Source organism: Paenibacillus sp. JT22N15 (assembly GCF_059383755.1).
Genome location: NZ_JBXENV010000018.1, coordinates 13,468 through 38,413 on the forward strand (window position 1 = coordinate 13,468; position 24,946 = coordinate 38,413).

The window sequence follows — 24,946 nt, forward strand, 5'->3', positions numbered from 1 at the left end:
GGGGCGCTTCATACTTACTGTCCCTGCTCTCCATCCTCTTCTACAATCCCAGCCTCTGCCCCTTCTCCAGCCGCTGAATTTGCACCTCGCCGGTATCCGCCAGCTCTCTGAACTGCTGGTTCGTTTGGCGCATTTTAGGCAGCGCCTCCTGCTTGTAGGTGCTGATCGAGTCCATCGCCGAAAGCACATCGGCGAAAGCCGTCTTTAGCGTATCGACGGAAATGTTCGCTTCCATCGATTGCTTTTGGATCGCAGCGCCTTGGTTTTTCAGCATTTTGGAGGTGCCGCTTATCAGGCTGTCGGTCGTCTGATTCAGCAGCTCGATTTTTTGCAGGACGATTCGTTGGTTGTAGAGCGCGCTGGCTACGGTAACGGAGATTTTTAGCGCCGAAACGGTGACGTTTCTCGCCCGATCTACCCCGCGGATCAGCTCCTTGTTGTTGCGCATGACAACCTCAATCGCCATAATGCCCTGCTGGTTCACGACGAGCATCTGCTGCAAATCCATGACGCGCTGGCGAAGCGGGAACAGTACCTCCTCGGTTATGAAACGGATTTTATCCTCCGACTCCTGACGTGACTTGGCTGCTGCAATCTGCGCTTCAATGCCTTCATCCATCAGCATGCCAAGCTGGATTTCCTTCTGCAGCTTCTTCGTCAGCTCGCGAAGCGCGTGCTGTTCCAGTTCCAGCGTAGTGTTGTCATTTTTAAGTATCGTACTGCCTTTGTCCAGCGATAAAATGATGCCCGAAATGACCGTATCCGCCTTCTGGTATTTCGCAAAATAACGCCGCAGCGGATTAAAAAACATGCCGAGCACGCCGCTTTTGGCAAAATCGACGACGCTCGGGTCCAAATCCTTGAGCTGGATGTGCAGCTCCGTCAAACCTTTCGCCACTTGGCCGCCTTCATCGCCCGTTTGAGACAAATGGCCAACCGCCACCTGCAGCAGCGAATTTTTCTCCGAGGAAGACCTCATCGACTGAATGCCAAACTGGTCAATCGATTGCAAAATCGCCTTCCGTTTTTCGAGTGAATCCAAATCCAGCTCCAAAATCGTCGACACATTGCTCGTCGCCAGCTCCCGCAGCTGGGTGACTTCCTCAGGCTCAGGCTTTACCTGCTCTTCAATGACCGATTTCAGCTTCTCCTCACTGACCACTTCCATCGTAAATGACATGGCTACCCCTCCTCTTCAACATAAAACGGTACTGTAAAATTACATTTGAACGTTCAGCAGATTTCCAATTTTATAGACGACATCGTCGGTGTCGGCGTTAATGCTTGCCGCCTCGTTAATGCTCGAAATGCTTTGCAGCGCCTTAATATTCGCGTTGTAACCAATGGTGTAAATCGGAATTTTGTACGTTTCGATAAGCCCTTTAATATCCTTCAGCGAATGCCCTTCATTCGTCTCCCCATCGCTTAGCACAAAAATGAGCGGCTTCACATCCGGGTTCGCAGCAAGCTCATCTTGCAGCATTTTCATGGCAACGACGATGCCGTCGAAGGTCGCCGTTCCTCCGCTCGCCTGCAAGCTATTGATTGCGCCAACAAACATCGATTGATGGTTGGTGTCGTATTTTCCGATTGGCAGGTTGATTGCCACGTCACTGGAATACGAAACGAACCCGATGCTGTTGTTTCTGCCCAAAAATTTCTGCCCCTTAAGCAGCGATTCCTTCAAGCGATTAAGCGGCTCGCCGCCCATGCTGCCCGAAATATCGGCTACAAAAACAGCGGCAATCGGCTTGCTTCCATCCTTCTTTTCCTTCCAAAGCTTCTGCGCGGAAGCCAGCGTTTTGCCGTTCACAGCTTCCATCTCGGACTTGTAGTCATTCAGGCCATTAAAGCCTTTTTCCTCAGCAGCCTTCTGGTATTTATCCTGCGTAACAAAATCGGCGAACTTCTGGATAATGTCCTGCTTATCCTTCGGCAGCTTGCCGAGCGCATACAGCGGGCTGTCATGTCTGACGCCGAAAGGCGTAAACACGTAACCGCTCTGGAAATCCGCCGCATTCACATAGGTTTGATATTCCAGTACAAAAGCATCTAGCATCCCCGTCTTAGCAGCCTCACGCATTTGCAGTGTAGTCGAGGCAAGGAATGGAACATTGGCCTGGAACTTCTCAAAGCCTTGCACCGCCTTCTCGCCCAGCAGCTCTTGGCTGTCAAACGTCGCGAGGGACGTCACTAAAAAGTTGAGGCCCGTTGAGCTGGCAAAAGGGTCGGTATAGCCCATCGCCACCTGATTGCTTGCAATGGCATCGGTCAGCGTCTTCACATTAAGCGAGCCATATTCGGCAATCAATTCATCATATTTCGCTTGAGTGGATACGATTCCCGCTACATTGCCTACGAGCCGTTTAGACACGAGCTTCGTTTGAACGCCACTCGCTGCGACCATCTCGCCCCACAGCTCGTTGGACGGGGTGAACGCATCCGGCACATATTTGCCTGAACGGATATAATCCGTTGCAGTGCCAGAAGCAATATTGCGGATTTTGACCGAAGCCGTTTTCCCATTCACTTTAATCTTCGCTTGATTAAAAGCGGTGGCGACATCGTTCAGCCAGCCATCCATTTCCGTACCTGATTTCTCGGTGGAGGAAAAAATTTCGACGAATTGGTCTGTCGTATTTTCAACCGATACGGGGAACTTCGAAATATCCGGCAAGGAGTCGCCGACATCGGCAGGATCAAGGTCGATCTGTCCTTTGACCGGCTCCGCAGTCGTAACTGAAATGCCTTGATAAAGCTTATTCAGCTGCTTGCTGGCATCTTCCGACGAAATCTGCGTATCCGTCTTGCCTATGTTCGAGGTCAAGCTAATCCCAAAGTAAACGAGAGCAAAAACAACAATCGCAATAAGTGCCAAAACTACAAAAGCTTTTCCTTTACTCGCCATCTGCGTCACCTTCTCATTGTTGATATAATTTGGTTTGCTTTATTAATACATCGATCTCCTTCATGCAGGGCATTTCCTCGACCGTCCGATAATCTGTGCTCCCCAGCAGTGAAATTTCGAGAGCCAAGCGGTCCAGCTTCAGCAAAATCTCTTCATTCGCTCCCAGATAACCGGACACGTAGTCCAGGTATTGCTGGTAAAGCTCTATTTTTTCCTGCATCAGCTTATTCGAGAACTTCCCCGTGCTCCGCTGCCGTTCCAAGGAGGCAAACTCAGCAGCATCGAACACGCCGAGCTTATTCAGCATCCCTTTAATATTCAAGTAAAAAAGCTTCTCGACCTCAACGATGACGGAGTCGAATTTCTTGTAGCTGATTTCCGTCTGCTCAAATCTTTGACCAAGAATATCGGACAAGATCGCTCTCTTCTTCGCTATCCGTTCCAGTTGGTCGAGGGCCACGGCGATGTCCTTGTGCAGCACTTTGACATTTTTGTAATAGGAAAGCGCCGCCATGAAATCCTCACGTGTTGCAATCGAACGGAGCTGCGGCACCGAAGCCGGCTTGAGCAGCAGCGTATAGCTTCCGTAAGTCAGAACCAGAAAGCTGCTGAACAATAAGGTTACGCCTGAAGCGGTTGCAAGAACACTTTCACCCCCTATAACCACCCCGACAAGCCCCGGTGACAAAATAACGATATTTAGGGCTACAACTCCGCCAATGAGTCCGAGCAGCTTCAAAAATTTCGAATTATTCCCCATAAATAATTCCTCCACGAATGCGGTAACTTGTCTCCATTTGTAAAAAAACAGCAGCATCATTCGTCTGCCTATTTAATTTTAACAGAGAATAACCGAACAAGCTCCTAAATGTTGCTAATCTTGCTTTAGATTCTATTTATACTCTAAGTACTTCCACGTTATTTGTCCGGTTCCATTTTATTTTTGAGTATGTCTTGAAACACGTCACTGTGCTTGAGGCGAAAAAAGAGAATTTGCTTTTCGTTCCGTTAAAGGTTATTGTAGATATACAGAGTCTTTAAAGTCTACGAAATGAAAACCATATTATAATTAAGGAAGGAATGACGAGATATGAGCAATGACTTGTTTAATGCAGCTGTGTGGGAGAAAGCTTGGACGGAGGACCCGAACGCGACGGGCAATAAAATGAAGAAGGCCGGCATTGGCCGTACATCCTTTGACCATAAAGCAAAGATCTTTAATGCAGAGGTATTCAGTGCAGAAGGAAGACATAGAAGCGAGCGAATTATTCGCTGGATAGAAGGGCAAGGTGTGGACTTCCAAGGGCTGTCCGTACTCGATATCGGAGCTGCCTCGGGCGGTTTTACGGTGCCCTTCGTTGACCGAGGAGCACGCGTGACAGCTGTGGAGCCTAATGTTCCGTTAAGCGAGCTGTTCAGGGAGAATACAGCAAGGTTTGATCAGGGGCAAGTAGAGCTAGTACATGATGTGTTTGAAGAGCTGGATATTGACGCAAGGGGCTGGAACAACGCCTATGATCTCGTATTTGTGTCCATGTGCCCAGTCATTGTCGATTGGGAAAGCGTGGAACGGGTGCTCAGTACCGCTCGCAAATATTGCTACATTAGTGTAGGTGCAGGGCCTAGAGAGCATAGCCTGCTCCAAGCCATTCTTCCTTTGCTGACGGGCCGCGAGGTTCATCCGGAAAGCTCGGATATGGCCTACTTGACCCACCTGCTCTATTTGAAGGGTTATTCGTTTGAATCCATTATTACGAAAGAAACCAAAACGACCGAGTCCACTTATGAAGAGGCCATAGAGGAAGTCATGCAAGCGCTGAAAACCCATAATCTGAATCCTGATGAGTCTGCCCGCCAAATCGTTACTGAATATGTACATCGTACTTATCCGGACGGCAAAGTGGTCATTCATCAGAGCGGACGTTATGGCAAGGTGCTGATCCGGCTGCAGGAGCTGAATATGTATACACGACCGGAGATCGTTAGAGCGTAGGTCAGCTTTGGTCAGCGTGTATCAACGTAGGTCGAGGTCATACCTTTCATTATATAACTTTCATTATTTTGCGTTATCAGATAATTCAATGACCAGAGAATCGTACAAAAGGAGCAACGCTTTGGATGGACGAATGCCGAGCTCTTTTTTGATCAATCTCACATAGTCGGTGTATTGGGCTGTAAGCCCCTTCTTGTTTCCGTCCTGCGCATGCTTGCGGAGCAGCAAGCTCAGGACGGATTCATCAAGGGGATTTTGTGCATAAAGCTTTAGCAGCAGCTTCGATGCTGCGGCCGTATTGGAGAGAACGAAGAGTGTCTCCACTACATTTTTGACGAACGAGGTGTAAAGCTCTGCCAGCCGCTCTGTCTCGTGTATAGCCCAGACGTAGGCTTTGCTGCCGAACAGCTCCCCCGTGTAGAGCCTTTCCACGTTCAGCGCGTCCTCCACAGTAGCGGCGTCAACCTGCTTAAACTTTACCGCATGACGCTCGAACTCTTCAAAATCAATTATGGCATCTGCTAGTTCCAGTGCGTAGCCGTCGTTTTCCGAGCGAATAGCATCCCGAAGCGCTAACGGCTCTAATGATTTGCGGAGCTGATAAACCGTCGTATTCAAATACTTTTCAGCATTTACACTCGTCATCCCGGCAAAAATATCTGCAACGAGCCTGGCACGCGAAATTCGCTGACCACGGTTCAGCAGCAGGTAGGCAAACAGCTCGGCGCTTTTGCTGGAAATCCATTTTACGCGTCCCCGTTCATTTCGCACGGAAAAGTCGCCTAAAGCTGTAATGCTGACACGGTTCACGTTCTGAATTTGGGCGCTTGCTGTAAGGGAATCCCCTACCATCCTTCTGCTTTCAAGCGCGCGATGAATCGTCCGCTCCAGCCGCTCCTGCGTGACGGGCTTCACCAAATAATCAAGCACTGACAGCTCAAATGCCTCAACCGCATAGTCTTTATGCGAGGTGACGAACACAATTTGTGTTTTGCTGCCCGCCTTGTCCAGCTTGGAAGCAAACGCAAGCCCGCTGTCGCCCGGCACGGATATGTCAACGAACGCCAGCTCGACATCGGTATTTTCAGCGAGAAAATCGCCCGCGGCATGCATATTCACGAATGCCCCGACAACCTGCAGCTCCGCATATTTCGCCAGCATTTTCCGCATAATTAAATGCATGACAGGCTCATCGTCAATTAAGATGACTTTCATAAACGTTCACCACCGTTTCCTCGCTGTCGCTTCCAGCCCCGCTGCTAACGGCCCCTCGCAATGTAAACTGGAAAGTCGTTCCTTGCCCGGGCGAGCTTTCGAACCGGAGCATGCCGCCATGCATGCGGAGAAACTCCCGGGTCAATACGAGACCAAATCTCATTTCGCTGCCGTCCTCTCCACTTGTAAAGCCAGGCTCCTTGAAGAAGAGCTCATCATGCCGCAGCAGCCGCGCCGTCTCCTCATCCATTCCGCTCCCATTGTCGCTAACGGATACCGTTACTACATCATGTTCAATAGAAGCGCTGACCTCGATCTTCCCGTCGATATCCGTATATTTAATCGCATTGGACAGCAAATTCCGAAAAATCAGATCCAGCATTTCCTTATCGGCATTCACCGTCAGCCTCTCATCGACAAGCTCGGAAATTTGAATGTGTTTCATCGCCGCTCTGGACCCTGCCAGCGATAAAGCTTGGCGCACAACCTGCTGCAGGTTCCAGGCCAGCGGCCGGAACGCAACCTCGCCATTTTGACTGCGATACCAGTCCAGCAAATTGTCGACGAGATGGAAGGTGCCGCGTACCTGCCGTCTAATCTCTTGAAAAACCTCGGCGCTGGCAATATCGGTATCCGTAGGCTCCTCGCCCAGCAGCTCGGTCAAGCTGACGAGAAGGGCAATGGGGTCGCGAATATCGTGAGCCATGACCGTAAACAGCTTATCTTTAAAGTCGTTCAGTTGGGACAGCTGCTGCGATTTTTCTCGCAGACGCTCCTCATTCTCCTTCAGCTCTGTAATATCGCTGAACATTAGCATTTTGCCAATCGGGGTCGTCCCCGTGTCGTAAATATAAGTTAAGCTGCAAATGTAATACATCTGCCGTTCGCCAAGCAACAGCTGGAGAGGAAAGCGCTCATCCTGAAAAACCGCTGCCGATATTCGCTGAAGCAGTTCAGGACTGGTCGCTAGTATGTCCATGCTAAGGGCGGGAAAGCTTTTAGTTTGCATCAGCTCAGGAAATACCTCTTCAGCCGCGCGATTGTGGTTCACGATCTGATTGTCATAATCCAGCAGCACGACGCCGTCGCGAACGGTATCAAACATTTTGGCATAAGCAAGCGGTGTTAAACGAAGCAATCCGAACCTAAAAATCCCCCAAGCATAGATGACGCCGGATACAGCGAACCCCAGCGGTGTAAAATCAATGATCGTATTAAACATATAGCCAATATTAAACAGCATCGGCGCGGCCGCTCCGAGAATTAGGAGGACAATCTGCTTCCGCACAATGGGCAACGCTCGTATATACATCGGAATAAACAGCAAAATGCCCAGCAGCAAAATCGTATAATTATAAACGCCATGCACCGTATACCACGGGCCTTTTAATGTATTGTACAACGGAACGGTATCGTTCGGATTCGGAAAATAGCCCGCGTACACAAGATGATGCCATTCATTAGTAAGATGAAGAAGAAATGTGGCCGACGGAATGAGAAAAAGCAGCAGCGCAAGCCACTTTCGGTAAGGGGCTGCAAGTCCGGTAAATTGGATCACCATGAGCAGCCAAAAAGCAGAGACGAAGGGAATACCTAAATATTCGAACTGAAGCGACAGCTTTATGCCATCCAAGGTAACGCTCAAAATTTCGAAGGCATAGCCGAGCGCATAGCAGGATGCTGCTGCCATCATATAAACCATCGTCCTAGCCACCTGCAAATGGCGTTTGCGATAGGATAGGAACAACACAAACAGCATCAGCGCCGTCGCAAAGCATAGCAATACTGACATCCACAACCTCGTATCCACGACGGCACCTACCTTTCATTCGCTGTTTCGAACTTCTCGTCTATCATTCGACAAAATGGCTGAAAATCCTTGTAAAGCCCCGACCATGATTGGTCGGGGCTTTACAAGGCAGGTATTTATTGAAAATAGAGAATCATATGTACATTTTTATTTTATTGATTGTTTGCACTTGACATGTGAAGCTAGAGATACTCATAAATCAAGATATATATTTCAGTAACTAAGTTCGAAATTCATTTTTAACATCTCTAGAATTTCATCAGCTGATCCAGCATATGCTCTCATTTTCAACATTTTTTCAAAATTAATATCATCAATAATTAAAATTAAAATCCCTGCCTCCTCATAGGCCCTTCGTTGAGCTTCAATAAGCTTCAAACTTGGCTTATTTCTTATGAATAATAGTCCAAATCTACCAACAGTTGGTCTAGAAAGATATAGCCTCAATTGATTCAACTCTTCGCGACCCACAACAGTTTTATAGTTTTTAAATTCGCATATTATATGCTTAGAGTTAAACTCCGTACGAATTAAATGCCAGAAACCCATGATTTGATTATTAGGAATAACCGCATCTCTTCTTATGTCACCAGACTCATTTCGAACTTGTGTTAAAACATTTTTAAATGGAGGAATAAATAAAAAATTTAGAGCATCTAGACACAATTCTTCATATATCCTTGAATCATTCTTCCCTCTCTTACAACTACTCAATCGCTTCAATAAATCTCGATACTTTTCTACTCTTTCTTCGATTTCCCCATACTCAGGTAGTATCTTATTCAAAAATTCATTTACATGATCATTAAATGTAATAAGACTTTCTTTATCCCACAAATCTTTAGTTTTTCTCACAGAGAATAAAACATCCAAATTATCAATTAGATCGGGGTAGTACTTCATTATTAGTGATTTATATTCATTATCAAGTATCTCTATATAATATATTATACTTTCAATTCCATGATTATATTCTGATAAAAGTAAATCCTTTCTCTCTTCAGGAACATCATTACTATTTCCGAATAAAAATGACTTGGAAACCATATCTGAAAAATGCGAAACCATAAATGTAGACTGAACGAACTCATACATTTTAGAATAAACTGACGAGGTTCCATATCTTTTAATAATACTTTTCATCACTGGATTGTTAGAATAGCAGCACTCAATCTGTGATGATAAGAATAAATCAAAGTTAATAGCTTTAGCAAACTCTTTAATATCGATAGAGATACCTATAGATAACAAAATAACTTCTATTCCTTCTTTTGCTTGAAGACCTTGATCAAGGTCTTGAGTAGGATCCTCAGCATAGTATGCCATTATACCTCTAGAAATATATAGAGGTGTGTAAAAACCTAATAAACGACATTTATTTAATACTTCATCATTCAACAGAGACTTGTCACTCCTACTAGTACATTTTGGCGATTATATCATACGAATCCATCTTACTCCACATCTTGAATCTTACCTACATTACTAGAACCTGTAGGGAAAACTGTACCGCATCAAATGATAATTGGCGTTAAAAGGATTTGAACATACCCACTAATTTTTCATCAGTTAATAAATTAGAATGAATTACACATCACATATGTAACCTACATTAAATTTATTAAATTATTTAATAACATTTTTAAATATATAAAACCCGAACTCATGAGTTCGGGTTTTATAAGTGTCATAGAAGCGCACTAATAAAATGCAATTCACTATATACCACAACTTATCTAAGCGTTTATTAATCACAATCACTTAAAACTTAATAAATCCATTTTCATTTCTATTCTACACCTGTTTAAACTCAATCCACTCTATCTGCAAGCCCGGCTTGATGAATTCCAGCTTCAGCTCATAGAAGCCGGCTTCGAGCTCGACTTTCACAAGCTTCTGTTTGATCCATTTGCCTTCGGTTCCATTCGTTTGAATGGTCGTCATCAGTTGATCGTTCAGCGTTACATTACAAGCACTTTGAGCCAGCTCCGTCTCTGGGGACATAATGCTGACAATGATCCGGTATTGCCCAGCTTGATCCACCTGCATAAAGGTCGATTCGGCCGCGGAAGGCTTCACCTGTGCATTTTGGGAAAGTGCTTGCACTTGCTCTGGGGAAGCTGCTGCTGCAAGCGAAGCATTTGCCTTGAACGCTTCAACCGTCTCTACGATTTCGTGTTTTCTCGAAAATACTGGCGCGTTCATGATGAACGTGCAAATATTTATGGCAGAGCGCTGCAATTCGCCGCGGGTCAACGTGCCATTTTCAAGCGATTCGATCGTATTGTCATCCCAGCCATTGATTTCTGCACCGTAGTTCGGCACCACCATATACAGATCGTTCTGCGCACGAACCATCCAATTCGTTAATTTGCGATCCGCTGGGCCGCCACTCACGACATCGTTCATGATCGCCCACCAATCCGTCATCACGATGCCTGTAAAGCCCCACTCGCCGCGAAGAAGCGTCGTATTCAGGTCATAGTTGGAAGCGGCCCAATGTCCGTTAATCGGATTGTAGGAGGTCATAATCGAATTCGCGCCGCCTTGCTTCACGGCGATTTCAAAGCCTTTCAAATAAATCTCCCGAAGAGCGCGTTCAGAGACGACCGCATCTACCTTGCTGCGATGCTTTTCCTGATTGTTGCAGGCAAAATGCTTCAGCGTCGCGTTAGAGCCTCCCTTCATAATTCCTTTCGTACATGCTGCCGCAAACATCCCGGAAATCAATGGATCCTCCGAAAAATATTCAAAGTTCCGTCCATTAAGCGGACTGCGGCGAATATTTAGACCCGGCCCGAGCAGCGTATCAATGTTGTTTCTTAATAGCTCCTGGCCTTCCATCACATACAGCTCTTCGACCAGCTCCGTATTCCACGTTGCCGCGAGCAAGGTGCCGATTGCGACCTGAGTCGCCTTCTGACCGCTATCCATCCGAATGCCAGACGGGCCGTCTGCTGTACAAGCAACAGGAATGCCATAGTTGAACAGCTGGTCGCTGACTCCGCCGAAAGCCGAAGCCGTTCCCGATGTAACGAGCGGGCTGCTCATGCCCTCGCCCCTGACGATTGCCGCCAAATCCTGATCGCTAAGCTGCGCGATGAACGTTTCCATGCCGACTTTACCCTCAAAAACATCTCTTAGCGTATGTCCCTGATTGCCCGTCTGCGCTAGCGTTGCAGGAAGATTGGTCTCAATCCGTTCCGCCATAGAAATCTTCCGCTGCGGCACCTCTACGGAGCTAAGCTCATAAGATCCGTCTTGCTTGCGAGCGCCCGGCTTCATTCTCGTAAAGCTTTCCGTCGGCGCCATCGCTTCTTGCAGCTGATCTACAACTTGAAGAGCCTCCACGACGTAGCCGTTTTGACCCTCGACAGCTACTTCTGCCACCTTTTTCACACTCGTTCCTACATAAAAACGGTAAGTGCCCGCTTCCAGCACATAAGCGGAAGGATTTCCCGTCACACCAGCGTCATCATAGGAAGCCATAGCAGCAACAGGGAAGCTCACCGTAAGGCGCTGCGATTCGCCCGGCTGAAGCGATTTAGTTTTCCCGAATGTGACCAGCGCTTTAGCAGGTTGGCCCAGCTTGCCTTGCGGTGCTTCGTAGTAAACCTGCACCACTTCTTTGCCCGCGTAGGCAGTTCCCGTATTCGTTACGTTGACGTCGATTTCAACGTATTTTTCTCCTACTTTGGTTGTCAGCTTGGCATCCTCCGACTTGATGTCGAATGAAGTATACGAGATACCATAGCCAAACTCAAACTGAACCTTATCCGGACAAAACGTCTCAAAATAACGATATCCCACATAGATATCTTCCTCATAAACGTTTTTAAATTCATTGCCGTAATTGCGAGTCGATGGATAATCATTGATGGAATAAGCGATTGTATCCGTCAATTTGCCGCTTGGCGTTACATCACCAGCCAGAACATCGGCGATCGCATTGCCGCCTTCCATGCCGCCCTGCCAGGAGTAGATGACACCTGCAATAGGATGCACGTAGCTTTCCTCGTTCAGCCAGCTCATATCTATAATGTTCGATACATTGAGCACTACAACGGTTTGTTCAAAATAAGCCGTCACCTGCTTCAGCATCGCTTTCTCATCCACCGTTAATTGGTAGCTTCCTGCTTCATCGGCATTGTCTTGGTCTTCCCCTGCGGTACGCCCGATGACCACGATTGCCTTGTTCGACTTCCTTCTTGCTTCCGACACCAGTTCATCCGTTAAAGGCATTTCCTTCTGATGCCATGGCTCAGCTGCCCAGCCGCCACCGCCGTTGTCGAATGGATTTTCCTCAATCCATTTCTCATAAACAGCGGCTAGCGCTTCATTGACAGCAGCATTCTTCTTGCCGCGAAGCCCACCTAGCAGATTTGTTGTATAAGTAACATGAACACTGCCGCCCGAACCGGTACCGCTGCGATAATAGTTAACCTGGGTTCTGCCAAAAACAGCAACGTTGTCGCCATCCTTAAACGGAAGCACCTGTCCTTCATTTTTCAATAATACGGCGCCCTCTGCGGCTACCGTTCGGCTAAACTCTGCAAAACCTTCTAATGGAACTCCAATACTTTGTGTACTCAATTGATTTCCTCCTGTTTCTCTCAACCTCTATATCCACCCTCTTACTATACAAGCATCCCTTCTATAAAAGCAAAACCTCTTATTTATGAAAACAATCCTTCACACGCAAAAAAATCCCGCTATCATCTAGCAGGATTCATTCACTAAGCAATTATCTCTTTCCTCTCCCTCCCCTACCTGTATTTGCGAATAAAATCAACCGCTTTACGAATATCAAGCTCCGGCTGCGTGCCTACCTCGCGCTCAATCGTCAAATAACCGGTATACCCAATGTCCTGCAGCGCCTGAAAATAGCGATTAAAATCGACTCCGCCCTCTCCAAGCGGAACTTCGCGGAAAAACAAGCCAGAGGAAACCATCTCTGCGATTTTCTCATGATCCATAGGCGCATACCCGACCGCTCCGTAAACGTCTCTCGGATCAACCTCCTTAAGGCGAACGCCATCCTTCACATGGGTATGGACAATATAATCCTTTAATAGATGAACGCCTTGCACCGGATCATCGCCCGTCACCATGACCATATTTGCCGGGTCAAAATTAACCGATACGCCGTTCGTCGACAAGGTGTCGAGAAACGCTTTTAAGTCGGCCGCCGTTTCAGGGCCGATTTCAATGGCGAAGTAGGCTCCGACGCTTTTGGCATATTGGCCTAGCTCCTCGCATGCGGTATGCATCGTATGAAAAGCAGCGGAGGACGAATCGTGCGGCGCGATGCCAATATGCGTCGTTACAATCGTCGTGCCGAGGTCCAGCGCCAAATCGACGATACGCTTCGATTTTTCCACTTTCCAGCGATTATCCTCCTTGACCCCGAAGCCATGACCGCCTAAATCGCCGACCAGTGCAGAAATTTCCAAGCCGAGCGATTCTATGTAGCTTCTTAACTCCTTGCGTGCCGCAGGCGACAAATTTTCCGGGTCCATTTCCCCCTTAACCGCATAAATCTGTACGCCTTCCGCGCCGACCTCCTTGGCTTTCACCAATCCCTCTCGCACGCCCAGCCCGAAGCTGTCTACGATTACGCCTATTTTATTCGTTAATTTCATCGATTAATTTTCCTCCTGTTTCGGTTCCAAAATCCCCTTTGCCATCGCCTTGTAAACAAGCTGTGAGAACAGGCTGTTCGACCATGCGAACCATGGACGGGTAAATTGGTGGGGATCGTCGGCATGAAAGCCCTCATGCATAAAGCCCGTATCAGCATCCGTCGCTTCCAGCACTTTAATGATAGCAAGCATTTCCTCATCGCTCGCGGCCGTCAGCCCCTGCATCGATAAAGCCATAGGCCATATGTATCCCGGCGGCGTATGGGGGCTTCCAATTCCTTTAGCAGCTGTTCCTTCATAATAATAAGGATTTTCTCGGCTCAGGATGAAGCGCCTTGTGTTTTGGTAAATAGGATCATGAACATCGGTGTAGCCAATGTACGGAATGGAGAGCAAGCTTGGCGTACCCGCATCATCCAATAGGCAGTAATTGCCGAAGCCATCCGTTTCATAAGCGTAGATTCTGCCATACACCGGGTGATTGTACATCCCATAAAGCTGTATGCCATGACGGATCTCTTCCTCCAAAATCGCCATTTCCCGCACAAACGCTTCGTCGCGGAATACCCATCTCGCCATTTCCTGCATTTGAGCGAGCGAGACAGCGGCGAACATATTCGCCGGAATATTGTAATGCAGCTCGCAAGCGTCGTCGCTTGGACGAAAGCCTGACCACACCATGCCCGTATAATTGACAGGCATTCCGAGCCCATCATTGCGCAGCGTGTCTATGGCCGGGCAGTTGGAGCGTTTGAACCGGTATGCCGATTGCTCGGCATGGCGCTGCTCTGTTTTCCATACGTTCACAATAGAACGCAGCGCTTGCTTGAACTGCTCGTCGAAAATATCAGTGAGCCCTGTTTCCTTCCAATACCTATAGGAGAGGCGTATCGAAAAGCATAGCGAATCCAGCTCGAATTTCCGCTCCCATACCCAAGGGGACATTTCCGTATCGTCATTCGCGTCCCAATGCCAATGATTTGCCGTTTCATTAAAAGCATTGGCGTATGGATCAATCGCAATATACGTCATATGACGCTTAATCAGTCCCGAAATGAGCCGCTGCAATCCCGCATCCTCTTTGGCAAAAGGCACGTAATGAATGAACTGCTCCACTGAATCCCGCAGCCACATCGCCGGAATATCGCCCGTAATGACGAAGGTCGTACCGTCGTCCATCAACTTCGTAGTCGTTTCCAGCGTATTGGGGAAACAATTGCGAAATTGCTGCTGGAGCTTCGGGCGATGGGCCAGCTTGACCTCCGCTTCCTCCAGCACCTTCATTATGGCTTCTGGCAGCACCAATTGCGGCAGCTTTACCTTCGGCAGCTTAAATCGTTCCATAACCTACAGCTCCCCTCCGCCTACTCCTGATCCTGTTCCCGTTCCAATGAAATGAGCTTCACCGTTTTTATTTCAAAAGGCTTGAAGGCCAGCTCGAATGCCCCTCGCTCACATGGCAGCTGCTCCATTTTATCCTCAAGCAAATTCACGATAGACGCCCTCACTTTCTCCTCCGGCCACTGGATACGCACCGTCTCTCTACCGCCTGATGATTCATAAAACCGCAGCACGGTTCCAGTCCCGTCCTCGGAAGCTTTAATCGTGTCCAAAATAACATGCTCGCTTTCAAAACCCAGCCATGCATGCCGTGCAGGAAATGCGGGAAGCGCTGGAACCGCAGGGAGTGCAGGAAGCCCTCCTCTGTTCGGCTGCCCTGCTGCCGTCATGACCGGATGATTTAATTCCATTGCTCGGCGAGCTACGTGAGCGCCCCGCCAATCCGCTTGATGAGGCAAAACAGAATAAGTGAACTCGTGCTCGCCTTGGTCCGCATGTTCATCTGGCCATTTCGGCGCGCGCAGCAGCGATAAGCGAATCGTCTGGCCCTTAATGTCGTACCCATATTTGCAGTCGTTCAGCACACTCAAGCCGCCGTTGCCCTCGGAAATATCGGCCCAGCGATGTCCGCACACTTCAAATTGCGCCTGCTCCCAGCTCGTATTGTTATGCGTTGGCCGCTCCAATGCACCGAATGGAATTTCATACGTCGCTTTCGCAGCAACAAGGTCAACCGGGAACGCTACCTTGAGCAATTTATGGCTCTCTGTCCAATTCACCTTCGTCTGAAAATCAACGCGGCGCTGATGGCGATACAATATCATATCCTGGCTAATTTCCGAATCATTCAGCTTCCAGTGGAAGCGAAGCACATCCTTGGTGCCCCCTCGCTGCACAACTTCTTTCGAGATCAGCTGCACAGTGCCGGCACGCTGCGCTTCAAAGCGCGGATCGATATCCCATGCATCCCAATAGGTCGGTTTATCATGAAAAAATTGCAGCTCATTCGCTTTATCACCCGGCTTCAGCCACTCCCGCTGCACAGACTTGTCATACCAACGGGTGATTTCTCCTGCATCATTAAATGCTAGCGTGTAAAAATCCGTCTCCCAAACGGCAGGAAAGGCCTCATCTGCTTGCGTATCCTTAGCATCATCTGCATGCGCTGACGCACGCAGCCATAGCGTTGTATAACCGAAGGCCGGGATAGACGGAACGTACACGGATACCGTCTGGACATCCCCACTCCGCTTGACATCGCAAGCCAGAAGCTCCCCGTTCACATCAACAACAGACAAGCCACTCATTTCAGCGCTGCATGTCAAGCTGACTACTTCTCCGCGTTCCCAGCCCAGGCTGTTGAACACGATGTAGGGCAGCCCCTCACCATCTGGAGCTATGCTGCCAGCAATGGCTTCAAGCGAGCGGTTGAGCTCAGCCGTTCCGATCTCCATCACCTTCCCATACTCCTCTGTAGACGTCACATAGGCTTCAGGAATAGATGTTCCCGGGATAATATCATGGAATTGATTGAGCAAAATGAGCTTCCAGCCTTCATCGAGTGCCTCCGTCACTGTGCTAGATAGCCCAGCGAACTGCGCCCACAGCTCCGCTTCACGGTACAGCACCTCCGCCTTGCGGTTGCTTCGCTTATTTCTTGCATGCGTCGTGTAAGTACCGCGATGCAGCTCCAAATACAAATCGCCATGCCATTTGGGCAGCGATTGCCCGCTTTTTCCGATTCCCTCGAAAAAGGCTCCGGCCGTGCTGAACCTGCTGACAGGCTGCCCAACCATAAAAGAAGACCGCTCGGCAAACTCGACCATTTCGTTCGTTACGCCGCCGCCACCGTCCCCATGCCCGTAAAGCAGCATTTGCTGCGGATGCAAATGCTTCTGTTTGTAAGACTTCCAATGTTCATCGACATCCTTGGGACGGGTATGCTCATTTACCCCATGGTTCAAATAGGCAATGACAGAGGTGCCGTCGATGCCTACCCAATCAAACAAGTCATAAGGGAAAGCGTTCGTGTCATTCCAATTGAGCTTTGTGGTCATAAAATACGGGATATCCGCCAGCTTCAGCATTTGCGGCAGCGACGCGCAGTAGCCAAACGTATCAGGAAGCCATTCGATGTTGGAGCGTTTGCCGAACTCTTCCTTATAGAAGCTTTGACCGTACAAAATTTGCCGCACCAGCGACTCGCCGCTCGGAATGTTCAAATCCGGCTCGACCCACATGCCGCCGACCAGCTCCCAGCGCCCTTCGGCGATCCGCGCCTTAATCCGCTCATACAATTCGGGATAATGCTCCTTCACAAAGGCATACAGCTGCGGCTGGCTCTGCGAATAGATGAACTCGGGGTATTCATCCATCAGCGTACATACCGTCGAAAACGTGCGGCTGGACTTGCGAACCGTTTCGCGGACAGGCCACAGCCACGCAATGTCGATATGCGACTGGCCGACCAAATGCATAAAGCCGCTGCGGCCGCCTTCCAAATCTTCTTCCTGCACCTTCTGGGCAAGCAACTGCTCCAGCCCGTTCACCCACTCAGCCTCATCCCAGCGCTGCGGCTCGGCATACATCCGATCCATGATGCGATGTATCGCACCCACAAGACGATTTCGCTTCATATCGCTCTCCGGCAGCGCGTTCAACGACTCCGATAACACCGTTACGCTGTACATCAAGCTTTGCAGCGGTTGATTCACTCGGACGAGCGCCGAGCGGATGCCAGCGATTGGCGGCTGAATGACCGCCTGGCGATTCAGCGGATCATGCGGCTCAGGAATCGGATCGTACAATTCGATTTCCAGCAGCGGCGCACTCCCTACTCGGCCCACCGGAAGCGGCACATACCAGTGATTCCGGTCGAGCCCATGATAAGGAGCCCCGTTCACCTTCAGCAGCCCCTCCCCGCCCGCTTCGAAAATGAGACCAACCGCGTCTTGATGCCAAGCCTGCGGTATATCTGCTTTTTTCGTTAAAAAATAAGTCGTGCCATGTGTACTGTAAAGAGGATTCACATGTTGCACACCGACATTTTGCTCATCCAGCACGTATTCGCCGGGCCGGATATATTTCGCTTTTTGCATATGCCACTGCGGAAGCTCCACCTTATCCAGCCACTGCCGCTCGGCCATATCCTGAATGAACCGCTGAATTCGAATCATGGCTGTTCCCCCTCGCGCTTAACATGCAAGCTGCATGCCAGCCAATCCTTCGAGCTGCTGCCGACCATTAAGCGGAATTCGCCCGGTTCCACAACCGGCTCCAGCTGGGCGTTAATCAATGCAAGATGCTCTTGATTTACAGGGAAAGTGACCAGCTTCGCCTCCCCCGGCTGCAAATGGATTTTGCGGAAGCCCTTGAGCGAGGTTTCGGCACGGGTCACCGATGCGGATACGTCGGTTACATACATTTGCACAACCTCATCTCCAGCCACACCGCCAATGTTCGTCACTTCGATTTGCACCTCGGCTTCTCCGCCCGGGGTTATCACTTCCGGCACAACCCGTATGTTATCGTAGCCAAATTGCGTATAGCTGAGCCCAAACCCGAATGGATATTGCGGTTCCAGATCCGTCTCCAAATAACGTTTGCCGCGCGTTCTCTTGGAATGATAATAAACCGGCAGCTGACCGACATGCTTCGGAATGGAAACGGTAAGGCGCCCGGAAGGATTGACGTCGCCGAATAAAATGTCCGCAATCGCATTGCCGCCCTCCTGTCCCGGATACCACGCCTCCAAAATCGCATGAGCATGCTCTTCTATCCAAGGTTCGGCAATCGGCCTTCCGTTGATGTAGACGATGATAACCGGCTTGCCGAGCTTATAAATTTCCTGCACCAGTTCAAGCTGCACCCCCATGAGACTAAGCGTCGAACGGTCGATGCCTTCACCGCACTCCATGTCGTTCCATGCGTTATCCGTAACGACGGACGCACCTGTACGCAAATCAATGGTGCCTTCCCCGAAATCCCGGGCGCTGGAGCCGCCGATAACCATAACGATGGCATCCGCTTGCTCGGCGCAGGCGAGGGCATGGCCGAAGCCGTCTTTAGCGTCGCCCTTAATTCGGCAGCCAGGCGCATACAGCACCTGATCATCCGCATCCGCGCCGAGCTTGCGGCGGATACCCTCAAGCACGGTGACGATTTGTCCCTTAGGCTGCGGCGAGGTGTAATCACCGAGCTGATTGTAGACGTGGTTCGCATTCGGACCGATAACGGCTATTTTGGCGCCTGCTTTGCTGAGCGGAAGCGTGGCCTGTTCATTTTTGAGCAAAATAATGCCCTCCGCAGCTACTCTTCTCGCCAGCTCCACATGCTCCTCGCACCCAATAACCTGCTGGGCAAAATCAGGATCAACATATGGCCGTTCGAATAAGCCAAGTCTGAATTTCATGTCGAGCACCCGTCCTGCCGCTGTATTCAGCTCATCCTCGGTCATCAGCCCCTGCGCAAGCGCGCCCGCTAAATGCTTGCCATACATATAGCCGGACATCTCCATATCGACGCCTGCTTTCAGGCTTTGCGCCACTGCCTGCTCCCCGTTCTCCGCCGTATTGTGGCCGCTGACCAGCATTTGAATCGCGCCAAAATCGGTAATGACAAAACCATCAAACCCCCATTCCTCGCGCAGCAGGTCGTTCAGCAGATAGGAATTTGAGGTGCAGGGCACACCGTCAATTTCGTTGTACGCCGTCATGACGGAGCAGGCACCCGCTTCGACTGCCTTTTTGAACGGCAGCAAATCGATTTCATGAAGCTCACGCAGCCCCATATGGACGGGAGCTGCATTGCGTCCGCCCTCGGAGCTGCCATAAGCGGCAAAATGCTTAAGCGTCGCCACAATCGTTTTGTCCGTATCCAGCCGTTCCCCTTGCAGCCCCTTAATCGCCTCGACCGCCAGCTCGCCGATTAAATAGGGATCTTCCGCGAAACATTCCTCCGTCCGCCCCCACCGCGGGTCGCGCACGACATCAAGGACAGGCGAATACGTCGCAGCGCCCCCCTGGCTTCGAGTCTCTGCCGCAATCGCCTCGCACATTTCCCGGTACAAATCCTTGTTCCAGGTGCTTCCGACCGTAAGCGGAACGGGAAATACCGTTGCCCCAATTGCCATATGACCATGAGAGCACTCCTCCCCGAACAAAATCGGAATGCCAAGGCGGGAGTTTTCAATCACGTATCGCTGGATTTCATTAGTCGCTACCGCGCCTTGCCTTGGTGTAAGTCCCGTCTCCAGCGTCACCTCTGTCCAAGGATCGGCGCGAAGAACGCCGTATAAAGAACCTACTCCGCCCCGCGCAACCTCTTCCTTGAACTGCTCCGTCACCTGCACGGTGCCGTCCGCTTCCTTGAGGTAGGTTTTCCATCCCATAGGCTGGATAAGCTGGCCGATTTTCTCCTCTGTCGTCATACGTTCAAGCAAATCCTGAACCCGTTCCCGAATCGGAAGCGAAGCGTCTTTATAGTCCATGTGCATAATCTCCTTCTGGGTTGATTTAGCGTTTGAAAGCTCTGATGCTCACTTGCTCGGGGCGATACACCGACAATAGCTGTCCTTCATGGTCAGCGGCAAACATGACCGTCCGTTCCTGTTCCAAAACAAACGCATATTGAGTGCCCGTCAACGGGTCCCGTATCTCCAGTTCCATATCACTGCTATATTCGGATACAAAAATATAAAGATTGCCTTCATCAAATTGCAGCTTCCGGCCATAAACGCCCGGAGCGTCGCCGCCGCTTAGCCATTCCAGCTCCATCTCGGCGCCAGAAGCACGCAGCGCCTCTTCATACAGCGCTTGCAGCGGCTCCCATCTGTCATTCAGCTCCAGCGGCAGCGGACACCAGATGAAGCTGCCTGCACCGAGCGCCATGCTGACCAGACTTAGGCCGGCATTGATGGCATTCCTGGTATTGCTGGCGCTGTTTGCACTGCTGGAATTGCTAGAATTGCTGCTACTGCTGCCAAACTGCGAAATCGGCCGATCGATAGCCAGCTGCCCGATTTTGCGTCCGCCGAACGATACGCTGTGCCGCTTGCCGCCTAGCAGCAGCGCCTCTTCACGACGCACATTGCCGGGCACCGTCTCGCCAATCTCAGCCCGAAGCCGCTCATTGGCAGCGCCCCAATAAGCGTCCAAGCGGAGCGGCCCCGTCCATAGCACGGTGCTGCCTTTCCTCGCCAGACTAACGAGCTGCTCAAACGCTTCGTCGCTAAAGTTATGGGCGCTCGGCACGATAATGAGCTTAGCTGGCTGGCGCGCAAGCTCCTCCAGCTGGTATTCGCCCACGCCTCGAGGATGTATGTTCATGCCAAAGGTGAGCACCCTTACCGCTTGCGAGGTAGCCTCGAAAGCCAGCTTTCGGCTCGAAAAATCATTAGAATACGGGTATACGACCGCAACGTCCTCCAATACCCGCCCCTCAAACAGTCCGCCAATGCCCTGCATAAAGCGGCCAAAATCGTACGTCACATCCGTTTCAGGTTTCTGGGTGCCATCGGCCCGAAGGGCCCCGATATTCGATTCATTCGCATTGTTCATAAAGGGATTAATATTCCATATCCATTGCACCGCTCCGGCGCCTCCAGTTGAGAAGGCGTAGGCATATTTTCGCTCCAAAATGCGATGCAGCTCTTCCTCCGAGCGTTTCGCCATGCCATCCGGGCGCTGAATATGCATAATGCCGGTTTCTTGGGTCAAGTTTGGCTTATCCAGCGTTTTGGTGAAAATTCCGTCCCACACCAGTTGATCCATCAGCCACCAGCTATGTACCGTCGTATAATCGACTACGGAACCGTAGAAAAAGGGAGAAGGACGCTGCCCGCCCAGCGCCTCATCCTGCCCAACCGTCACAAGCTGGTGCGGATTGGAGCTGCGAATGGTGGAGGCCAGCTCCAGCGCCCAGCGATTGTGCATGTCCATAGTGAACAGCGAATAGTCCAGCCATGGCCCCCATTTTTTCGGCAAAAGCACACTGTCAAAATGGATATCGCCCGGGTCCGGCGGCATCGCCGCCTCAAAGGATGGCAGCTCTCTGGGAGTCATATTCCATCGTTCCTGAAGCCGGACAAGGTCGCCGCCGTGGCGCTCCTCCAGCCACTCGGAAAACGCTGCCCGCTCATAGCGGTCTGCAAGCGATCTAGGCCCCTCGAACACACGAGCCGGATCGAATAACGAAGGCTCATTGATCAGATCCCAATGGACGTGCGTCGTGGCTTGATGGCGGGAGACGATGGAAGCGATGAACCGTTTTTGAGCCTCGACAGCCCTCGGGTCCAAATACGGATTAACTCCTTCCCACGCCTCGGGCGCAAACGAGAAGAAGGTAAAGGTGACCTCCAGCTCATTCCGCTTTGCCGTAAGCAGGAAAGCGTCGATAGCCCTCAGCACATCCTCGACGACATGCCCATCGGCGAACATCATATTCCGGTAGCCCGTCCAAATGCCGGTCCGTATCAGATTGACTCCAGCCCTTCGCATCTCTGCCATATCCCGCTCCCAGCGGCTCACATTCGGCAAATGGAGAAACTTGCGCGACACGTCGGAAGCCATATACGTCATGCCGACGATAGGCACAGGGCGTCCGCCGCGGTAGAAATAGTCTCTTCCGCAGGCAAGCAGCTCCCCGCTGTTCAGCAATTCCCTGTCCATTCCCCAATAAGCCTGCTTCATCAGCCGGACTTCGCCTGCATCTGAGCGGACTTCACAGGTGATCGAGTGAAGGCCCGCCACTGCTGGTACTGGCACAGAAATGCGGAGCAGCTGCAAATCCCGGCGCTGCGGCCCCGTCTCCGCTTGCAGCGCACTTTCCCAGACCGAGGTCTGTCCTTCACGCTCTACCTTCAGCTTGAACGTCCAGTTTTGCTCCATTAAGCAGGTACGGGACAACGACTGCAATTGAAGCGTCAAAATAGGCTGTTCACCCGGCTCATAAGCGGCGTAATTGAGCTTCAGCCACAATTCTGTGACGCCTCGTCCAACATATTCAGCGAGCTCCTTAAGCAGCTCAGCACCCGCAATGCCCGTAGTGTCCGCAGTGTCCGCAGTGTCCGCTGTGTCAGCAGCACCCGCACCGTCCCAAAATGACTGCCCCAGTGTCTGATTAATCAATATCCAGCGGCCTCCTGCAAAACTCCCCTTCATGTTTTCCAGCAGAACGACCGGAGCAGCCCTTTCGCGCCCATCATGATCCACGCCAACAAGCAGCGGGTAAATAAAAGCATCCATTGGGCCACCCGAGCCCATCTCGGCGGGAATATCGCTTGATTTTGTCGCATGCAGCGTCAGTCCCCACGTCGGTTCAATGCCAAAAAGCGCTTCGCGCCCCAGAAGCAGCGGGAATTCGGCCGATGCGGCTGCCCGCACTACTTTCTGAACGGATGCTGGCAGTGTGTCATGGATATTCATGAGCTGATGATACGCGGTTTGCTCCCGCTCCACTCTCCAGCCGGCCCCAACTTTCACAACTGGCCTGCGAAAAGGGGCACCGCCTGCATGAAGCAAGCCGCCTCCTCGGTCCAGATGGGCTTTCACGCCGCTCCATGCGGATTTTGGAAAATACGGGCCGTGCAAATGAATAAGCGTTTCCCATTTCTCCTCTGCCAAACGATCGGATAGCGTATGTGCATCGGCGACTTCAGCCCATACGGAAAGCTTCTTCCTTACTTCCTGCGAGGGACGCACGCCCTCGTAAGGAAATGCTTCATCGTAAAACACTAAAATTTTCATGGGCCCTCCAAATGAATATTGTTATTTTTGTTAGGTTATTATATAATAACGTTATGATAAAGCCAGTCTATAACTTTTGCCAACAAACGTCAACGCTGTTATTTAGCGTGATTTTAGCATGACGTTTGTTAGTCCTATCACCTAAGGAGAACAACATGCCACGTAAAGTATCGATCCAAATGATCGCCGACCAGCTCGGCCTATCCAAATATGCAGTATCCCGCGCGCTCAGCGGGAAATCTGGTGTCAGCCAGGCCACACGCGAGCGGGTTTTAGAGTTTGCCAAGACGCTGGGCTACGGGCTTCCTTCCCAGAAGTCGCCTTCCCCCGCTCCCGACGCTGCCTCTTCCTTTGTCCTAATCTGCATGAATCCTTCCAACCGAGTCGATCCTTTTTATTGGCAGCGAGTGCTCGAAGGAATCATTTCCGGCTGCAGCGAGCGAGGGTGGCCTCATGTCATCGTCTCCCAGCCGGTCTCGTTCCCGGCCGTATCCGATTTATCGCCGCAGGAAATTATCGCGCCGCACTTGGACTGGAACAGCTGCCTTGGGCTCATCGTCATGGGCGCATATCCTTATGCGGCCCTTCAGCTTATGGCTCGTACAGGCAAGCCATTGGTGCTGCTCGACCATAATGAGCCTTTGCTTGATGTGGATTCGGTCAATCATGCGAATATAGAAGCGGGAATTCTTATTGCCCATCATCTGCTGGTCGCTCAGAAATGCAGAAGTCTTATTTTTCTCGGTGATGATGGCCGTTCTGCCAGCTTTGCCGAAAGACGAATCGGCGTAAGGACCGCAATGGAGCGCTACGGCGGCCCGGATACGAAGCTGCAGGAGTGGGAGCTGGCCTATGAAGAGAAGGAATGGCTCGCTGCTGCCGCAGAACGGTTTGCCCAGCTGGCACCGGAGCAGCGCCCAGATGCCTGGATTTGCGCTAATGACGACATTGCCATGCAATGGATGCAGCAGCTGCAGAGGATGGGAGTAGCGATTCCCGAGGAGACGCGCGTGTCGGGTATCGACAATGTAGAGGCAGCGGCCCATACGTCACCTCGACTCACTACCGTGAACCTCAGCAAGGAGGCGCTCGGCAGCCGCGCGATCGAAGCGCTATCGCGCCGCCTTGAACGTCCAGGAACACCGATGGAGCGGCTGCATCTCAGCGCCACCTTAATTCCGCGAGACTCCGCTTAAGCAGTGTATTTCCGTATAAGCTTGAACAGCGGCTTTCCCCCTATAAAAGACAAACGGCGATCGTTTTTTTGCGTATTCACAATGAACGATCGCCGTT

The 24,946-nt window shown here is 50.6% G+C and carries 14 protein-coding genes; 2 read left to right on the forward strand and 12 right to left on the reverse strand.

Annotation, left to right across the window (positions count from 1 at the left end):
• Positions 1-40: 40 nt before the first annotated feature.
• From AC50X8_RS27870 to AC50X8_RS27880, 3 genes are read right to left on the reverse strand one after another with little or no spacing between them, the layout of a single operon-like run.
• The gene (locus AC50X8_RS27870) at positions 41-1,180 is read right to left on the reverse strand and encodes a toxic anion resistance protein (RefSeq protein WP_494882820.1); all 1,140 of its coding nucleotides are present in this window, start codon (positions 1,178-1,180) and stop codon (positions 41-43) included.
• A gap of 39 nt (positions 1,181-1,219) precedes the next feature.
• A complete protein-coding gene (locus tag AC50X8_RS27875) occupies positions 1,220-2,908 on the reverse strand; it encodes a vWA domain-containing protein (protein ID WP_056032294.1) in 1,689 nt (562 codons plus the stop codon).
• Between the two features lie 13 nt (positions 2,909-2,921).
• Positions 2,922-3,668 carry a hypothetical protein gene (locus AC50X8_RS27880; RefSeq protein ID WP_494882822.1) on the reverse strand — a complete coding sequence of 249 codons (747 nt, stop codon included), beginning with the start codon at positions 3,666-3,668 and terminating at the stop codon, positions 2,922-2,924.
• A gap of 330 nt (positions 3,669-3,998) precedes the next feature.
• Here AC50X8_RS27880 and AC50X8_RS27885 point away from each other — a divergent pair, with 330 nt between their 5' ends.
• Complete coding sequence (locus tag AC50X8_RS27885) at positions 3,999-4,901, forward strand: class I SAM-dependent methyltransferase (protein ID WP_494882824.1); 903 nt, start codon at positions 3,999-4,001, stop codon at positions 4,899-4,901.
• Positions 4,902-4,964: 63 nt separating this feature from the next.
• On the opposite strand, the gene AC50X8_RS27890 is transcribed toward AC50X8_RS27885, so the two are convergent.
• The 9 genes from AC50X8_RS27890 to AC50X8_RS27930 form a co-directional block, all read right to left on the reverse strand.
• A complete protein-coding gene (locus tag AC50X8_RS27890) occupies positions 4,965-6,116 on the reverse strand; it encodes a response regulator (protein WP_494882826.1) in 1,152 nt (383 codons plus the stop codon).
• Complete coding sequence (locus AC50X8_RS27895) at positions 6,097-7,908, reverse strand: sensor histidine kinase (protein ID WP_494882828.1); 1,812 nt, start codon at positions 7,906-7,908, stop codon at positions 6,097-6,099. Before AC50X8_RS27895 ends, AC50X8_RS27890 begins: the two co-directional genes overlap by 20 nt.
• A 231-nt stretch (positions 7,909-8,139) precedes the next feature.
• Positions 8,140-9,324, reverse strand: a complete 1,185-nt coding sequence (locus AC50X8_RS27900; RefSeq protein WP_494863621.1) for a hypothetical protein — start codon at positions 9,322-9,324, stop codon at positions 8,140-8,142.
• Positions 9,325-9,720: 396 nt separating this feature from the next.
• Positions 9,721-12,519 (reverse strand): glycoside hydrolase family 3 C-terminal domain-containing protein, encoded by a 2,799-nt coding sequence (locus AC50X8_RS27905; protein WP_494882830.1) that lies wholly within the window; start codon positions 12,517-12,519, stop codon positions 9,721-9,723.
• A gap of 173 nt (positions 12,520-12,692) precedes the next feature.
• Positions 12,693-13,568 carry a sugar phosphate isomerase/epimerase family protein gene (locus tag AC50X8_RS27910; protein WP_494882832.1) on the reverse strand — a complete coding sequence of 292 codons (876 nt, stop codon included), beginning with the start codon at positions 13,566-13,568 and terminating at the stop codon, positions 12,693-12,695.
• A 3-nt stretch (positions 13,569-13,571) separates the two neighbouring features.
• Positions 13,572-14,912 carry a glycoside hydrolase family 125 protein gene (locus tag AC50X8_RS27915; protein WP_494863616.1) on the reverse strand — a complete coding sequence of 447 codons (1,341 nt, stop codon included), beginning with the start codon at positions 14,910-14,912 and terminating at the stop codon, positions 13,572-13,574.
• 20 nt (positions 14,913-14,932) lie between these two features.
• Positions 14,933-18,085 carry an alpha-mannosidase gene (locus AC50X8_RS27920; protein ID WP_494882834.1) on the reverse strand — a complete coding sequence of 1,051 codons (3,153 nt, stop codon included), beginning with the start codon at positions 18,083-18,085 and terminating at the stop codon, positions 14,933-14,935.
• On the reverse strand, positions 18,082-20,397 hold the full coding sequence (locus AC50X8_RS27925; protein ID WP_494882836.1) for a glycoside hydrolase family 3 N-terminal domain-containing protein: 2,316 nt from the start codon (positions 20,395-20,397) through the stop codon (positions 18,082-18,084). Before AC50X8_RS27925 ends, AC50X8_RS27920 begins: the two co-directional genes overlap by 4 nt.
• Positions 20,398-20,422: 25 nt before the next feature.
• Positions 20,423-23,653 carry a glycoside hydrolase 5 family protein gene (locus AC50X8_RS27930; RefSeq protein ID WP_494882838.1) on the reverse strand — a complete coding sequence of 1,077 codons (3,231 nt, stop codon included), beginning with the start codon at positions 23,651-23,653 and terminating at the stop codon, positions 20,423-20,425.
• Positions 23,654-23,808: 155 nt separating this feature from the next.
• Between AC50X8_RS27930 and AC50X8_RS27935 the strand changes: the two genes are divergently transcribed.
• Positions 23,809-24,849, forward strand: coding sequence for a LacI family DNA-binding transcriptional regulator (locus AC50X8_RS27935; RefSeq protein WP_056032389.1), 1,041 nt, complete (start codon positions 23,809-23,811; stop codon positions 24,847-24,849).
• Positions 24,850-24,946: the final 97 nt, after the last annotated feature.

Excerpts from the sequence above, each read along its gene's own strand:
- AC50X8_RS27870 (WP_494882820.1), bottom strand. The coding sequence starts at position 1,180 with ATGTCATTTACGATGGAAGTGGTCAGTGAGGAGAAGCTGAAATCGGTC.
- AC50X8_RS27875 (WP_056032294.1), bottom strand. The coding sequence starts at position 2,908 with ATGGCGAGTAAAGGAAAAGCTTTTGTAGTTTTGGCACTTATTGCGATT.
- AC50X8_RS27880 (WP_494882822.1), bottom strand. The coding sequence starts at position 3,668 with ATGGGGAATAATTCGAAATTTTTGAAGCTGCTCGGACTCATTGGCGGA.
- AC50X8_RS27885 (WP_494882824.1), top strand. The coding sequence starts at position 3,999 with ATGAGCAATGACTTGTTTAATGCAGCTGTGTGGGAGAAAGCTTGGACG.
- AC50X8_RS27890 (WP_494882826.1), bottom strand. The coding sequence starts at position 6,116 with ATGAAAGTCATCTTAATTGACGATGAGCCTGTCATGCATTTAATTATG.
- AC50X8_RS27895 (WP_494882828.1), bottom strand. The coding sequence starts at position 7,908 with ATGTCAGTATTGCTATGCTTTGCGACGGCGCTGATGCTGTTTGTGTTG.
- AC50X8_RS27910 (WP_494882832.1), bottom strand. The coding sequence starts at position 13,568 with ATGAAATTAACGAATAAAATAGGCGTAATCGTAGACAGCTTCGGGCTG.
- AC50X8_RS27915 (WP_494863616.1), bottom strand. The coding sequence starts at position 14,912 with ATGGAACGATTTAAGCTGCCGAAGGTAAAGCTGCCGCAATTGGTGCTG.
- AC50X8_RS27920 (WP_494882834.1), bottom strand. The coding sequence starts at position 18,085 with ATGATTCGAATTCAGCGGTTCATTCAGGATATGGCCGAGCGGCAGTGG.
- AC50X8_RS27925 (WP_494882836.1), bottom strand. The coding sequence starts at position 20,397 with ATGGACTATAAAGACGCTTCGCTTCCGATTCGGGAACGGGTTCAGGAT.
- AC50X8_RS27930 (WP_494882838.1), bottom strand. The coding sequence starts at position 23,653 with ATGAAAATTTTAGTGTTTTACGATGAAGCATTTCCTTACGAGGGCGTG.
- AC50X8_RS27935 (WP_056032389.1), top strand. The coding sequence starts at position 23,809 with ATGCCACGTAAAGTATCGATCCAAATGATCGCCGACCAGCTCGGCCTA.